The sequence below is a fragment of the Novipirellula galeiformis genome (genome assembly GCF_007860095.1).
Lineage (GTDB): Bacteria > Planctomycetota > Planctomycetia > Pirellulales > Pirellulaceae > Novipirellula > Novipirellula galeiformis.
In genome coordinates, this window is sequence record NZ_SJPT01000003.1 from 271,262 (window position 1) to 285,890 (window position 14,629).

Here is a 14,629-nt window from a genome sequence, read left to right on the forward strand (position 1 = left end):
AGGTACACAGAAGACGTCGCTAGCGAGGGCGACTCTGTGCGGATGGGGCTGGCGGGAATTCCGAAGATCCAATCGCTCTTCATGAGCTGATGGGATTCACACCCGTCGTTAGCAATCTTGCGGAACACTAAGCATATCGGCGACTTTCCGGACTACGGTCACCCTAGCGTCCACGAAAACCCTAACGATCCCCTGTGACTGTTCCGGTCGTAGCGACTAGGAAGAGCCAGGACCATGACGCACAATTCCGCACAAGTATGGCCGCCCGTCTGCTCCCGAGTGAGCGTGCCGGTTGCTCCCGAGTGGTCGGTCATTTCGACGGACGCAATCGCCAATCCGCATTCCCTTTGTCCTGGGCATACGCTTTGCGAAAAACATCAAAGTCCGTATTGTGAAGCACCGCATCGGTGGCGTTGCGAACATCGACGAGCCGGTCGTGCAGCGGGCAAAGATCACCAGCCCCACAGATGCCACCTCCAAACGGACAATGCGATGCGTCCCCCGCACGCTCGAACAAGCGATAGACGTCGTAAAGCTTGACGTCGCGAGGAGGCACGGCAAAGGTAAACCCGCCGCCGGGCCCACGCGCCCCCTCAATCAACCCGGCCTGAGCCAGTATCGAGAGCACTTTGCCAAGAAAAGGTCGCTGCAAACCTCGATCCGCAGCGATCTCCGTTGCCGACAAACGGGTCTTCCCACCATCATAGACTTCGGCAAGTCGGCTGAGCGCGGCGAGAGCCGTTTCAGTCGTTTTCTTGTACATGCGGTGTCTTCACTTGAATAAGGGCAACAACAACACAGCGGGACTGCATCGAAACGAATTGCCGCTCCACGTTGAATTCAACCGCACACCCCACAAGCAACTCGTAACGAGCAATGACCTTAGCGTGAAGCCGATTCCGATCCGGGCAGATTCAATTGGCCTGTAAACACATTTGCAATCAATTTTAACATCACCGTTAAAATCAACAATCCGAACGCCCAAATCCCCGCTGTCACCTTCCATTCCACCAAACTCGGTGCGTATTCGACAATCTCGTGCAACGTCGAGGGAATGAAACCGGGGATAATGAGGCCCATCCCCTTTTCGATCCATATCCCCACAATCACCAGCAAACAAGCCAAAATTCGCGTCCAACCTCGCTGCAGTGCTGCAGGGGTAAAGAACAACACCGTGCCGAGCAAATTCATTGCAATCGCAGTCCAAATCCAAGCGACCAAACCGTGATGACCATGCAATCCAAAGAACAAATATTCGGCGGACACCCCATGCGCCCCGCCGGTGTAAAAGAGCGTAAAGATCTCACTCGCCAACATCACTAAGTTGATCACCATGGCAACGCGAATGATTTGAATCAGCGTCCTTGCCGGACCGGGCGGTGCCGAATAGCCACTGGTGATCCGTAGCACTCGCATCACCAAAATAATGAACGCAGGCCCACTGACAAATGCCGAAGCCAAAAATCGTGGCGCAAGCAGAGCCGTGTTCCAGAACGGACGTCCACCCAAACCACAATACAGAAACGCGGTCACCGTATGGATGCTGATCGCCCACGCAATCGACAAGAAAACAAACGGGAAGTACCACACCGGATTCGGCTTGCGGCCCAAATACCGCATGTATAGCAAGTAGCCGACGATGTGCAGATTGATCACCAAGTAACCGTTGAGCACGATGATATCCCAGGTCAACATCGACATCGGCCAATTGAACCGGCCAATGCCTGGGATCAAATGCCAAAACCGATCGGGACGCCCAAGGTCCACCAACACACTGAGCGTACACATTACGATCGCCGCGATCGCCACGGCTTCGCCAATGATCACGACCTTGTGCATCTCTTCGTCGTCATACAAATAGGCGGGAATCACCATCATCACGCCGCCCGCCGCCAACCCCACGCAAAAGGTAAAGTTAGCGATGTACAATCCCCAACTGACATGGTCGGTCATGTTGGTCGTGATCATCCCCGTCGCGACTTGATTCGCCCACGCATTGGCGCCGACCAAGGCCACGGCGGTTAACGCCGTCATCCATGCATAGAACCTAAGTGAGCCATCGGTCGCGAGAGAGAGCGAGCGACGCAAAAATGCGGGATAGCTTAAGATCGCCGAAGGTTGATTGGTGGTGCTCATAAGACATTCGTCAGTCGCGGCGGGCCGGATCGTTCTCGCGCTTCCATTCGCTATCGCTACTTGGCTGTAGAAAATTTACTTATCGAAAAAGTAGAAGAACGCGGGCTTCGTCCCTAATTCTTCTTTCAATACATACACACGCTTGTTCTCGAGCAGCCAGCGAATGTTGGAATCAGGATCCAAGATATTGCCGAACACCCTCGCCCCGGTGGGGCAAGCCTCTAAGCACGCGGGCAAGCGCCCCCGCCGAGTCCGGTGCAAACAATAGGTGCATTTCTCCACGACCCCTTGAGGCCGAATGCGATTGCTGAGGTAACTTTGATCGGGGTTCACCTCCGCCGCCGGCACCTCTGGCTTCTTCCAATTGAAACGCCGCGCGTGGTACGGGCATGCTGCTTCGCAGTAGCGACAACCGATGCACCAGTTGTAGTCAACCACGACGATGCCATCCTCTTCCTTCCACGTCGCTTGGACGGGGCATACGTCGACGCACGGCGGCTCGTCGCATTGCTGGCATTGCACCGGCAAATAAAACTTGCCGTCGTCGGGAACGGTATGCGTGTACGTCGTATTCCCCTGTTCCATATCCATCGTGCCCTTGGGCATCTCCAGCACACGGATATAAGACTGGTTTGTGGCGCGGTCGTGATTGTTTTCTTTGTGGCACGCTTCGACGCACTTACCATTGCCGTTACATACACTCAAATTGATTGCATAGACGAACTTCGTGCCGGGCAGGGGGCGATCATCACCGATCGTCACGTCCGCACCATATTCCTCTTTGGTCTCATCTTCGAGACGCGCAATCACCTTGCGTTTGTCTTCATCGCTCAACTCTTGGTAGTGCTGCTGCATGAACTCCGCAGCCGTTGTCTCCTTGGCCGCATGACGCAGCGGCGAGATTGCCCCAACAAACGCAGCCGCCCCAAGCGTGGCAAAACCGCCTTTGACCGCCGTTCGACGAGTCACGATCGGCAACGATTTTTTCAATTGCGAATCACTCATACCGCCCACCTCAAGTTCAAAAGTCGAATTGGATCATCGCAATTTTCAGTGAGCCGTGATGCGTAAGCGGCCGGGTCTCGCACGCACTCTGGCTCTAGCCGCCGCACCTCTCGAGAGAGCGCGGAGTTCAGAAAGACCTCGTCATTTAGGAGCCCGCAGAGCCATCGCGATCCTAAACCGACGCGTAAGTGAGGGACCACCGTAAACGTGATGCGATCCACATCGAGTCCCTCGCTTACGCTTCGGGTTATGATTTCCCTAAGTCGGACGCTCTCGTTTGCGTCCGCTTCGTTTACACAGCAAAAACCGATTGCCATCGTCCGGCTGAACGGACGGACTGCGGCACCATGATCCTTATCCGCGGGCGGGCTTAGAAAACGATCGCGAGGTTTAAACGTCGGCGTCATCTTGGGAAACGCAGGAACATGGGGGTCATGACAATCGATGCAATTGTTTCGCGTCTGCGGCCCACGCGACAGATCCCAATAACCATTCATCCCGCCGTGAGCCCCATGTTGGTAATCACGGTACTGAGCGCCGTGACACTGTGCGCACAACGTCATCACATCGACATACTCCACCGTGGTGCTGTCGGCCAAGCGAAGCGTGTCGGCATCGTTCGGATTGTGACATGAATAACACGTGATCGAGCCATGCGTGAACGTCATGCCTTGATGAAATTGGTCTAAATCCGCCGGCGCGCGATTGGCAAAGTTCGGCTCGCGAACGCTATGGCACGTCGAACAGGCCACTGTACCCGAGCGGCCCTGCGGATCCACCACCCCCGCATCAATCCGGGGCGGCCCGTCGGGACGACGAATCGTTGCCACAAACAAACTGGCGGTGTCCTGGGAACCAACCGTATTCTCATGTGTGCTCTCGGGCACACCCGATCGGTTGTGTGCGGTTATGTCACTTAATTGAGACGCGAGTGTTTCCGGGGGCGGAGCATCATTGGCCTGCGCCGCTTCTCGAACGTCACGCCCTGCAACCAACAACGCGACCGCGAGCCAGCCCACCAGCAACACAAACACTGCGAATCGATAGATATTTCCTTGATACACGCAGTCCTCTCTTTGTTTGCAAGAACGAGTTGTTGCAAGAACGAGCCTGTGATCGAAGGCTTGTCATGGACGCTCGCGTTGACGCAACAAGATCTTATCAATTACTCAAACCTATTCAAGACAAGTTGGTCCTTTGTTATTGTTTGTCTGGGACAAATTGATATTTTAGGCACAGACATGCCGGAGTTTCTTTTCGATTTCAACCGCAGGCGAATGTTACCATGCCCATCAGTGGACTTGTCGTCACGCTCTCGGACAACGCTACCGAGCGTGCCGATGTGTTGAGTTCCCTACGCCGTGATCCGCGAATCGAGTTAGGGATAAATGAACCGGAGCAGCAACACGCGGTGCGAATCCCAATCGTGGTCGACACCCCATCTAACGACGAAGACAAACAGGTTTGGCAATGGCTAAACCGTCTCCCCGGAGTCGTCTTTGTGGATGTGGCCTTGGTTGGTTTCGAGTCCGATTCGACCAACGATTCCTAGCACAGACGGTTAACCTGCACTACGACAATCATTGACCGCACGACTCCTCATCCCTTCCACTCGCAGCAAAAACTTCAGGACGAAACGATGGATAACGATCGCCGGGCCTTCATGAAACAGGCTGCCATGGCAGCCGCGACCGCCGCAGCCTCTCGATCGGGCAGTGCGTTTGCGCTGCCAGTGGTCGATCCGACGGAATCCGATGCTTCATCTGCAATCAAATGGAACAAAGCCCCCTGCCGCTTCTGTGGCACCGGTTGCCATGTGCAAGTCGGAGTGGAAGAGGGACGGGTTGTCGCGGTGGCTGGTGACAAGCATGCCGATGTGAACAAGGGACTGCTGTGCGTAAAAGGCTATCACGTCGGAGGGATCCTGTACGGCAAAGACCGTTTGACCAAGCCGCTATTGCGCGATGGGGATTCGTACAAAGAAATCGATTGGGACGAAGCAATCGATGTCGTGGCCAAACGGATCATGAAGTCGCCCAAGACGTTTGCCTTTTATGGTTCCGGCCAATGGACGATCCCAGAAGGCTACGCCGCTCAAAAATTCATGAAAGGCGGACTGTCGAACAACCACATCGACCCCAACGCTCGGCTCTGCATGGCGTCGGCGGTAACCGGGTTCCTAGCGACTTATGGCGTCGATGAACCGGCCGGATGTTATGCCGACCTCGACGAATGCGACGTCTTAATCACCTGGGGAAACAATCCTGCCGAAATGCACCCCGTGCTCTTCTCGCGGGTCATCGATCGGCGATCCAAAGGCGAAAAGGTTCGTTTGATCGACATCGGCACCCGCCGCACTCGCACGACCGACGCGGCGAACGACTTTCTGATGATGAAGCCGCACGGCGATGTCGCGATCGCATTGGGGATCATGCATCTGTTGATCGAAAACGGAACCTACGACAAGAAATTCGTTGAGAACTTTGTCAACTTTCGTGCCCCGGAACCAGAAAACCCAACGCTGCAAGGCGTAGCGATCTCGTTCGATGAATACAAAAAACGGATCGCAAAGTACACCCCTGAACATGTCGCCGAATTGTCAGGATTATCGGTCGAGCAAATCCGGTTGCTCGGAGATCTGTTTGGCAATCCAAAACTGAAGATCACCAGCCTGTGGTGCATGGGGATGAACCAGCACACGATGGGCACGGCGATCAACAGCTTGGTGCACGGCGTCCATTTTTTAAGCGGGCATTTTGGCAAACCAGGCGATTCGCCCACCAGTCTGACCGGTCAACCATCGGCTTGCGGCACCGTTCGCGAAGTCGGCACGCTGGCGCATGCGTTGCCGGGCGGACGAGTCGTCGCCAAAGACGAACACCGCGCTCAGGCCGAAGCGATCTGGAACATGCCGGCCGGTCGCATCGATGCGGTCCCTGGTTATCACACGGTGAAAATGTTCGAGCAATTCACCAAGGCCACCGATGACGGGGGCGACATCGACACGATGTTTGTCCAGGTCACCAATCCCGGCCAAACGCTGCCTAATTTGAACTTGCTGTTCAATGACAAAGCAAATTTGAAAGACAAATTTCTGATTGTTTCGGACGTCTACCCGACGGCGACCACCCAGCTGGCCGACTTGATTTTGCCTGCCGCGATGTGGGTCGAAAAGAATGGCATGGTCGGCAACTCGGAACGACGAACTCAGCAATGGTTCAAGATGGTCGATCCGCCGGGCGAAGCTCGCGACGATTGTTGGCAAACGATCGCGATCGCCCACCGACTGTTCGAACTCGGTCACGAGGGCATGAAGGACAAGGACGGTAAATTTATCTTTGCGGTTTATGACGAGGACGGCGAAGAGGTTCCGGTGTGGCAATGGGAACACTACTACGACGTCAATGTCGACAAGGCATTGTTCGAAGAGTACCGCAAGTTCACGGTGATGAAACACAAGAACTTGGCACCGTACGAAGAGTACGTAAAAGCTCGCGGGTTGCGTTGGCCGGTCGTTGAACAAGCCGACGGATCGTGGCGAGAAACCATGTTCCGCTTCGCCGGTTTTGACGATCCGTTTGTTGCCGAAGGAAAAGAGATCGACTTTTATCATTCGGTCACCGGCGATGGTCGCGGGCAAGTTTGGTTTCACGACTACCAACCGCCACCGGAGGTGCCTGACGATGAATACCCGCTGTGGTTATGCACCGGTCGCGTATTGGAACACTGGCACTCGGGGACCATGACGCGGCGGGTGTCGCAATTGAACCGCGCGATGCCAACCGCCTATATCGAAGTCCACCCCGACGATGCATCGGCGCTGAATATCCGCCAAGGCGAAGTGGTCACGATCGAATCTCGCCGCGGCAGCTGTGATTTGCCTGTCTGGATCAACGGTCGCGGACAACCGCCCAAGGGATCGATTTTTGTGCCGTTCTTTGACGAGTCGAAATTGATCAACAATGTGACGCTCGAAGCTTACGACCCGTTCTCGAAGCAGCCCGACTACAAGAAATGTGCCGTGCGAATTCGCAAACCGAACGCCGAGGTCGCGAAGCAATGAACAACGAAAACAACTCGAAACACATCGCCGCGCGCGGTTCGATCGCCTTTCTCGTCGGTGTCATCGGTGTTGCCGTGGTCGGCTATTTCGTCGGCATCAACGACGGGGTGCCGCAAGAAGACTTTGAGCAACACGCTCCGTGGTTGTCATCGCAAGTCACGGGAAGCGATCCGCCTACTGAACCTCCGACCACGTCGACCATTGCCGCAGTCACTTATGCTGAAATGCGTCGCAGCGAGACGGGCCCGACGAGTCAGTGGAAGCCGAAACTCGCCCAGATCCCACAGCCTCAATATGATTTGTTTGCGGAGATCAAACCGAGCGAAGACGACAAATTACAGTCGACGCTGACGCGTGCATCTCGCCGAGCCTTCAACGGAGCTCCGCCGATCATCCCGCACGTGGTCGAAGGCACAAACGACGCGGCTTGTTATGCTTGTCACGGCGAAGGCAAACGCATCGAAAACCGAGTCGCAAACCGGATGTCGCATGGATTTTTGGCAAACTGCGTCCAGTGCCATGCTCCGCCGCCCCCCAAACCGTTCACCGACGTGGATGCCGAGGTGCAAACCAGCTTTGTCGGACTGCCCGCACCGCTCAACGGCGAACGCGCCTTCCCCGGCGCACCGCCCACGATCCCGCATTCGACGTGGATGCGAGACCAGTGCCTGGCGTGTCATGGCGGCAACACGGGCTGGGCAGGCCTCGAGTCGACTCACCCGTGGCGAAGTAATTGTCTACAATGCCATGCTCCTTCGGCAACGCTTGACCAATCGATCGTGCCAGACAAGATCGGTTTCTTGCCAGAACCCAACGTAAAGTAAACGTGATGTCAGACCCGCAACCGCCTCGCGATGGTCTTTCTCGACGCGACCTCCTGCACGGCCGGTTATTTGGGCATCGCGAGTCCGAATCGACCGCAGATCCACCCGAAAACCCGCCGCGCGAACGGCGTCACGCGTCGTTGGTGATGCGGTACCCGCGGACAACTCGCGAAGTCGGCGCCGTGGATGCGGAACCGGAAAAGGCCGGTGCATCCGGCGCAGCGCGTCGCCGCACGATTCCCGTCCTACGCCCTCCCGGCGCGATCGACGAAGAGAGTTTTCTGAACGAATGCACGCGGTGCAATCGTTGCATCGAAGTCTGTCCTCACGACGCGATCATCCATGCTCCGCCGCGAATGCGCGAAGCCGCCGGCACCCCGATGATCGATCCCGACCATCAACCGTGCATGATGTGCGACGATTTTCCTTGCATCACCGCCTGCGAACCGGAAGCGTTGACCACGCACGTGCGTCCGATGATGGGCACCGCGATCGTGACCGAGCATTTGTGCCTGGCGCACCACGGAACCACCTGCACGGTTTGCAGCGAGCGTTGTCCGGTCGAAGGTGCCATCCAAGTCAGCGAGGGGAAACCCAAGGTCAAGGAATCCGCGTGCACGGGCTGCGGTGTCTGCCGCTATGTGTGCCCTGCACCGGAAAACGCGATCCTGCTGATGCCCGCATTCATCCGCCCAACTCCGAAAACAAGACAACGAAACAAACCACTCGATGACTGAATCACACAACGCGTCTGATCCAAACGAGACCCCTGAAATACTCGAAGCTCACTGGGACCGCGAACAAGTGGTTCAGTTGTTTCACGATCTGAGCGAAGGTGCCAATGTTCAACACGTGCAAGTGCGAACGGTATCGGACAGTCGCTCGCAAGACCAAGCGGTCACCCTACTCGAGGCCAAAGAGTTGCTCGAGAAAGACGAAGCCCGTGCAATTCAAATTCGCTACGACTTTGACGGGCAAAATTGGTGCGACACATTGATGGTCAAGCCCGACGAAGTTCACATCATCCGCACGCGAGTGTAACGTGACCGAATCGGCGAGCATTCAATCCATCCGCCACCTTGCAGCGCGAGCGTTTTGTGCGGCGGTGGCAATCCCGTGCCTGACCATGCTTCCCGCGTGGTCTCAGTTGCCGTACGAGCGAAAGCCGATCGAGTACTCCGCGACGGCCGCGAACGATCCGGTAGCTCGCCTGCTGACGCGGCTTTCCACCGAAAACCAATCGCTTCCCAACGACCAAAAGTACGGCTACCTCCCCGCGTTACTTCACGAGCTGGACGTTCCGGTCGATTCTCAAACGCTGGTGTTTTCCAAAACCAGTCTGCAGCGTCATCTGATTTCGCCTTCCAACGCGCGTGCGATCTACTTTAACGACGAAACCTATATCGCCTGGGTTCCCGACGGCGAAGTGATCGAACTCGCGTCGATCGACCCAAGACTGGGCACCATTTTTTACACCATCGCGCAAGGACAAAAGAACACGACGGGAAAATTGATTCGTCACAACGACCGCTGTTTGTTCTGTCACGGTTCGAGCGACACCGGACGGGTGCCTGGTTTACTGATGCAGTCGGTTTACCCCAATTCCGATGGCAACCGCGTTTTTCCATCGCGTTCCATTCCCACCGACCCACGCGGCCCGCTCGCTGGACGTTGGGCCGGTTGGTACGTGACCGGCACGCACGCAGCCCAATCGCATCTGGGCAACTTGATGCTCTCATCGGGTGATGAAGTCACCACCCCCGAGGCACGCGGCAATGGAAACATCACCGACCTGTCGCCCTGGCTCGACGTTTCGAAGTACATGATTCCCGACAGCGATCTGGTCGCATTGATGGTGTTACAACACCAAGTCTCGCTGCACAATCGGATCACCGACATCCATCACAAAACACTGCTACACCAAAGCGAATCAACCGCGATTCAGGATGCGAATGACAATCCATCCTCTCACCCATCGGAGAATCGCGAATCGGATGAAGATGCCTTTGTCTTTGACCAGCTAGCGGAGCGACTCGTCGACGGATTGCTGATGGTGGACGCCCCCTTGCTGAGCGACCAAATCAGCGGCACCAGTTCGTTTACCGAGACGTTTCAAACGCGAGGACCGACGGATCCGCAAGGCCGCAGCCTGCGGCAATTGGATCTCCGCACTCGGCTGTTCAAGTACCGATGCAGTTACTTGATCTACAGCGATGCGTTTGATGCCATTCCCGATGCGGTCCGCAAACGAGCGATCAGACGGCTGAGAATGGTGTTGAGTGAAGCGTCTCCCGACGCCAAGTATTCATCGATGTCCCAAGCAGAGCGAACTTCGATCCTGGAAATTCTGGACGCCACCAAGCCTGAATTCTCCCACTAAGCAGGTAGGCAGGAGTCTTTCGGTAGATTCGCCGTTTTGGTTAGCCACGGTTCAAGCGGTTTAACCGAGGCTAACGCCTAAGCGGCTAATGGGATTTCACCCAATCATTCCTGCCTCCCTGCTTAGTCGCTCAGTGGATGTCCCTTCGGATCCCGCGTCGTTTGAGACCACCGCTCTATTTCCTAGCGTGGTCGTCTTGCTGTTCTTTCTCGGAACTCATCCCCAAACGCATCCGTTTTGAAGTTGCGTTATCGCAATCTCTCCCAGCAAATCACATCCACGACTAGAGCGTTTTCAATTTTGCTGTAGCTACTGTCGCCAGACAGTGGACCGCGTTCTTGCGAACGCAGCTACGGCTTGATTCCCACGTCATCTTTGAAAATGCTGTAGGCAAATTACTGGGTCTGCGGCCCGGGCAGTATCGTCAATCCGGGCAATTCGATTCGGTTTGTTGATGTTGTTCGATCAGCCGAATGCAGTCGTGCAGCGATATCGACATCGCATCCCGTTCGCGTATGTCGTGCGCCGGGGCGCAGTAGCGGGCAATGGCTTGCTTGATCGAATGTAGCATCGGTGGCTTCTTTGCTAAGTGAGTTTACAGAACCGCCCTGAGGGCGGTGGACGGAGGCGGAGTGCCGGCGTGTGAAAGAAGTATCGATTCGGCAGGTAAGCGTGCCGTGAAGCAAAGATAAAATCGGGTTCACCATGCCAATGCTGCCAGCCACTGAATCCCCCATCCCTGCGTGCGGGCGGTCTCGATTGCGTGGTCAAGCGAATGTTGAGCGGCAGCCAATCCCGTGTCCAGCCAATCCTGTGTACAATGGCCGTGCACAACAGCACCGCGAATTGGTCGCCTCCCATAACAGATGACCCAAATACGGATGAACGGGGCGGACCCCGTCGTTGCTGTACATTGTTGCTATACGTTGTTCTGTCGTGATGAATGCCAATGGACCCGATCGCGCTGTGCGGGTGCCTGTCGTGAACGAAGCGAAAATCGATCGCGTTCTAATCTTCGTCATCCGGCTTGGTGCATTTTTGTGTTTCGCCGGCTGGACCTGGGTTCATTTCTATTGGGAAGGACCTTATGGCATCCTACTTTGGCAGGATGCCACCTACGAGTTTGCCAGCCGCTTGGGCATCAGTTGGGACGAGTTTGTCGGGTCGGGCTCTGACGATGGCTTTGTGCAAAAGTGGCTCGCCCGCATTGGTTGGTTGTACCTCGTCTGTACCGTGCTGACGCTCATCGTGGTCAAGCGATCGTGGTTGCAAATGACCGGCCTGCTCGCGGGCAGCGGCTTGCTGGTCGTGCTGAGCTATGCCAAATACGTAGCCGCCCTGCGTCAACCGCCGATGTTTGTCGAGCATGGAGGCCAGATGCTAATGCCCGTGCTGTTGGTCTTGGCGCTTGCCTTGGGGGTTCGCCACCGCGCCACCCTGGTCACCGCGATGGTCGCGTTGATCACGACCTTCGCCGGCCACGGCAGCTACGCCTTGGACCTCTGGCCGACGCCGGCCACGTTTTACGCGATGACCTGCGTCGGTCTGGATGTCGAATACGAAACCGCTCGAACGCTGCTTCGCATTTTCGGTGCACTCGACTTGCTGGTCTGTGTCGGCATCTTCATCCCGCCTGTTCGCCGAGCCTGTGCGTTGTACGCCATCGGGTGGGGATTTTTGACCGCGATCGCCCGTCCGGTGGCCGGCATGTCCTGGAGTCTGAATTATTGGGGAGCCGACCAATTCCTGCATGAAGCCGTGCTTCGCGCCCCCCACTTTCTGATTCCTCTATACTTGTTTTTGCTGTGGCGAAAACCGCAGTCCGTATCGAATTCAACCGACAAGGAACCCTCATGAAGTTTCCGTCATATCTCGCAATCGTTAGCGTCGCCATTCTGTTCACCACAGGGCCGGCGGAGGCTCAGCAAAATCGTCAACGCAATCGGGCCCGGGCGATCTTGACGATCCCGGAAGTCGAAAGCAAAGACATCATCTGTTTTGCCTTATACACCGTCCACGACAAAACACTCAAACTGACCGCCCAGCTGTATCCGCTTGCCGAGGGCGACTCGAAAACGGTCCGTCTGGAAATCGAGAAAGACGGCCAATGGGTCGAGGTAGCCAAGACAACGGCCATCGAACCGGGCTGGACAGCCCCCTTCCGCGTCGCCGACTGGGACGATTCCAAAACGTACCAATACCGCGTCTCCCATGGCAGCGAAGCCACTTATCAAGGCACGATTCGCAAGAACCCCGTCGACAAGGACGAGCTAATTGTCGCGGGCTTCACCGGCAACTCCATCCACCCGGTGCATGGCGGCGATATTTCTCGCCAAGATATCATCGACAATGTCAACAAGATCGATGCCGACGTGCTGTTCTTTTCCGGCGACCAGGTCTACGACCACAACCGTCACTATGCAGCGTGGCTGAAGTTCGGTCGCGACTTCGGCGCGATCATCAAGGACCGTCCCACGATTTGTCTGCCCGACGATCACGACGTTGGCCAGCCTAACCTCTGGGGCGAGAGTGGAAAGATCTCGACGCTTTCGGGTGCCGCCGATGGTGGCTACTCCCAACCGGGCGTCTATGTCCAAGAAGTCGAACGGGCCCAAACCAGCCACCTGCCGGATCCTGCCGACCCTCACAAAATCGGTCAAGGCATCGGCGTCTATTACACCAACTTGAACTGGGGCAATGTCGACTTCGCGATTCTTGAAGACCGCAAATTCAAAACCGGTCCGGCGGGTCGAGTTCCCAAGCAGGGACCACGTCCAGACCACATTCGAAACCCCGACTACGACCCCTCGAGTGTGGATGTTCCCGGTGCGATCCTGATGGGGGAACGTCAGCTGAGATTCATCGACCAATGGGCTCAAGATTGGCGCGATGCCGATATAAAAATTGCACTCTCGCAAACCATCTTTTGCGGTGGCGCTCACATTCATGGCGATGCCAACGGCCGCTTGCATGCCGACATGGACTCCAACGGTTGGCCGCAAACCGGACGCAACCACGCCCTGGCGTCGCTTCGCCGAGCGTTCGCGTTTCATTATGCTGGCGACCAACACTTGGCAACGATCTTTCATCACGGCATTGATGAACATCGCGACGCCGTTTGGTCGTTCTGTGTGCCGTCGATTGCCAACCTGTATCTACGCTGGTGGGCACCGCTCGAGCCCGGCAAGAACCGCGAAGCCGGAGCCCCTGACTACACCGGGGACCACCTCGATGGCTTCGCCAACAAAGTCACCAACTACGCGGCAGCCAACCCCGAGAAAAAACCCGCCGGCAATCTGCTGAACACCCGGGCCGCTGGTTACGGAGTCGTGCGGCTGAATACCAAGACACGCCAGATCACCATGGAATGCTGGCCGCGGAATGTCGACGTTACCGATCCGGCGGCCCAGCAGTATCCCGGCTGGCCACGCACAATCTCACAGTTTGACAACTACAACCCGCCGTCTTGGGGCAGGCTCGGCGAGTTGACGTTTGATATCCAAGACCCCGTCGTCCAACTGGTCGACGCCGACACTGGCGAGATTTTGTACACGGTTCGCGCAGCCGGAAAAACGTTCACGCCGGGAGCCCCCAAGGGCAAGACGTTCATCGTCAAAGCGGGCAAGGACGCCGCCGATACAACGGTGATGAAAGATGCCATGGTTGGCAGCGAACCGCAAACCATCCGGCTAAGCCGGTAGGCAGAGCTCCTCTCGTTTAACGCTCAGCCGAAGGCGTCGCTTACAGGGAAACTCGGACGTTTCGGCTTGTCGTCTTCCAAAAGCAGTGAGCCAGCAATCACGGAGAACTTTTGAACAGGAGGAAACAGAGATTCAAAACAAGAGCGGGCTAAGCATTCACCAGCTCTCTCCGTGTCCTCTGTTCCCTCCTGTCAACACATCACCAGCATTGAAATTCACCGTCCGCCAAGCTTCCTCTGTTTGAAACAGCTTCCGATTTGCCCGAATCGATCATCCGTGCCACGATAGAAGTTCATCGCGATGAAGGCCTCGGACTTTTTGAACAGGAGAGAACGGAGGAAACAGAGAGTCAAAGAGTGAGGGGGGCTCAGTATTCGCGATCAGCTACCTCCGATTCCTCTGTTCCCGCCTGTTAACAAATCACCAGCATTGACCTTCACCGTCTCCCAAACATCCTCTGCTTGAGAAAGCCTCCGGCCTGACCGAATCGATCGTCGGTGCCGCGATAGAAGTTCATCGC

The 14,629-nt window shown here is 56.3% G+C and carries 13 protein-coding genes; 8 read left to right on the forward strand and 5 right to left on the reverse strand.

Features of this window, described 5'->3' with window-relative positions:
* Positions 1–310 precede the first annotated feature (310 nt).
* The 4 genes from Pla52o_RS09200 to Pla52o_RS09215 all read right to left on the reverse strand — a co-directional run bounded on the left by Pla52o_RS09200 (position 311) and on the right by Pla52o_RS09215 (position 4,205).
* Complete coding sequence (locus Pla52o_RS09200; RefSeq protein ID WP_146594320.1) at positions 311–763, reverse strand: RrF2 family transcriptional regulator; 453 nt, start codon at positions 761–763, stop codon at positions 311–313.
* Between the two features lie 119 nt (positions 764–882).
* Entirely contained in the window at positions 883–2,136 is a 1,254-nt protein-coding gene (dsrP, locus tag Pla52o_RS09205; protein ID WP_146594321.1) for a sulfate reduction electron transfer complex DsrMKJOP subunit DsrP, read from the reverse strand.
* 75 nt (positions 2,137–2,211) lie between these two features.
* Positions 2,212–3,141, reverse strand: coding sequence for a 4Fe-4S dicluster domain-containing protein (locus Pla52o_RS09210; RefSeq protein WP_146594322.1), 930 nt, complete (start codon positions 3,139–3,141; stop codon positions 2,212–2,214).
* Positions 3,138–4,205, reverse strand: coding sequence for a hypothetical protein (locus Pla52o_RS09215; RefSeq protein ID WP_146594323.1), 1,068 nt, complete (start codon positions 4,203–4,205; stop codon positions 3,138–3,140). The genes Pla52o_RS09210 and Pla52o_RS09215 overlap by 4 nt, the downstream gene beginning before the upstream one ends.
* A gap of 221 nt (positions 4,206–4,426) precedes the next feature.
* Here Pla52o_RS09215 and Pla52o_RS09220 point away from each other — a divergent pair, with 221 nt between their 5' ends.
* The 6 genes from Pla52o_RS09220 to Pla52o_RS09245 all read left to right on the forward strand — a co-directional run bounded on the left by Pla52o_RS09220 (position 4,427) and on the right by Pla52o_RS09245 (position 10,408).
* Positions 4,427–4,693, forward strand: a complete 267-nt coding sequence (locus tag Pla52o_RS09220) for a hypothetical protein (protein ID WP_146594324.1) — start codon at positions 4,427–4,429, stop codon at positions 4,691–4,693.
* A gap of 87 nt (positions 4,694–4,780) precedes the next feature.
* Entirely contained in the window at positions 4,781–7,204 is a 2,424-nt protein-coding gene (locus tag Pla52o_RS09225) for a molybdopterin-dependent oxidoreductase (protein WP_146594325.1), read from the forward strand.
* Positions 7,201–8,028, forward strand: coding sequence for a diheme cytochrome c precursor (locus Pla52o_RS09230; RefSeq protein ID WP_146594326.1), 828 nt, complete (start codon positions 7,201–7,203; stop codon positions 8,026–8,028). Before Pla52o_RS09225 ends, Pla52o_RS09230 begins: the two co-directional genes overlap by 4 nt.
* A gap of 5 nt (positions 8,029–8,033) precedes the next feature.
* Positions 8,034–8,765, forward strand: a complete 732-nt coding sequence (locus tag Pla52o_RS09235; RefSeq protein WP_146594327.1) for a 4Fe-4S dicluster domain-containing protein — start codon at positions 8,034–8,036, stop codon at positions 8,763–8,765.
* On the forward strand, positions 8,758–9,069 hold the full coding sequence (locus Pla52o_RS09240; RefSeq protein ID WP_146594328.1) for a hypothetical protein: 312 nt from the start codon (positions 8,758–8,760) through the stop codon (positions 9,067–9,069). Before Pla52o_RS09235 ends, Pla52o_RS09240 begins: the two co-directional genes overlap by 8 nt.
* A 1-nt stretch (position 9,070) precedes the next feature.
* A complete protein-coding gene (locus Pla52o_RS09245) occupies positions 9,071–10,408 on the forward strand; it encodes a hypothetical protein (RefSeq protein WP_146594329.1) in 1,338 nt (445 codons plus the stop codon).
* Between the two features lie 424 nt (positions 10,409–10,832).
* On the opposite strand, the gene Pla52o_RS26795 is transcribed toward Pla52o_RS09245, so the two are convergent.
* A complete protein-coding gene (locus Pla52o_RS26795) occupies positions 10,833–10,979 on the reverse strand; it encodes a hypothetical protein (RefSeq protein ID WP_197169126.1) in 147 nt (48 codons plus the stop codon).
* A gap of 368 nt (positions 10,980–11,347) precedes the next feature.
* Between Pla52o_RS26795 and Pla52o_RS09250 the strand changes: the two genes are divergently transcribed.
* Positions 11,348–12,265 (forward strand): hypothetical protein, encoded by a 918-nt coding sequence (locus tag Pla52o_RS09250; RefSeq protein WP_231612213.1) that lies wholly within the window; start codon positions 11,348–11,350, stop codon positions 12,263–12,265.
* Positions 12,262–14,109 carry a hypothetical protein gene (locus Pla52o_RS09255; RefSeq protein WP_146594330.1) on the forward strand — a complete coding sequence of 616 codons (1,848 nt, stop codon included), beginning with the start codon at positions 12,262–12,264 and terminating at the stop codon, positions 14,107–14,109. The genes Pla52o_RS09250 and Pla52o_RS09255 overlap by 4 nt, the downstream gene beginning before the upstream one ends.
* Positions 14,110–14,629: the final 520 nt, after the last annotated feature.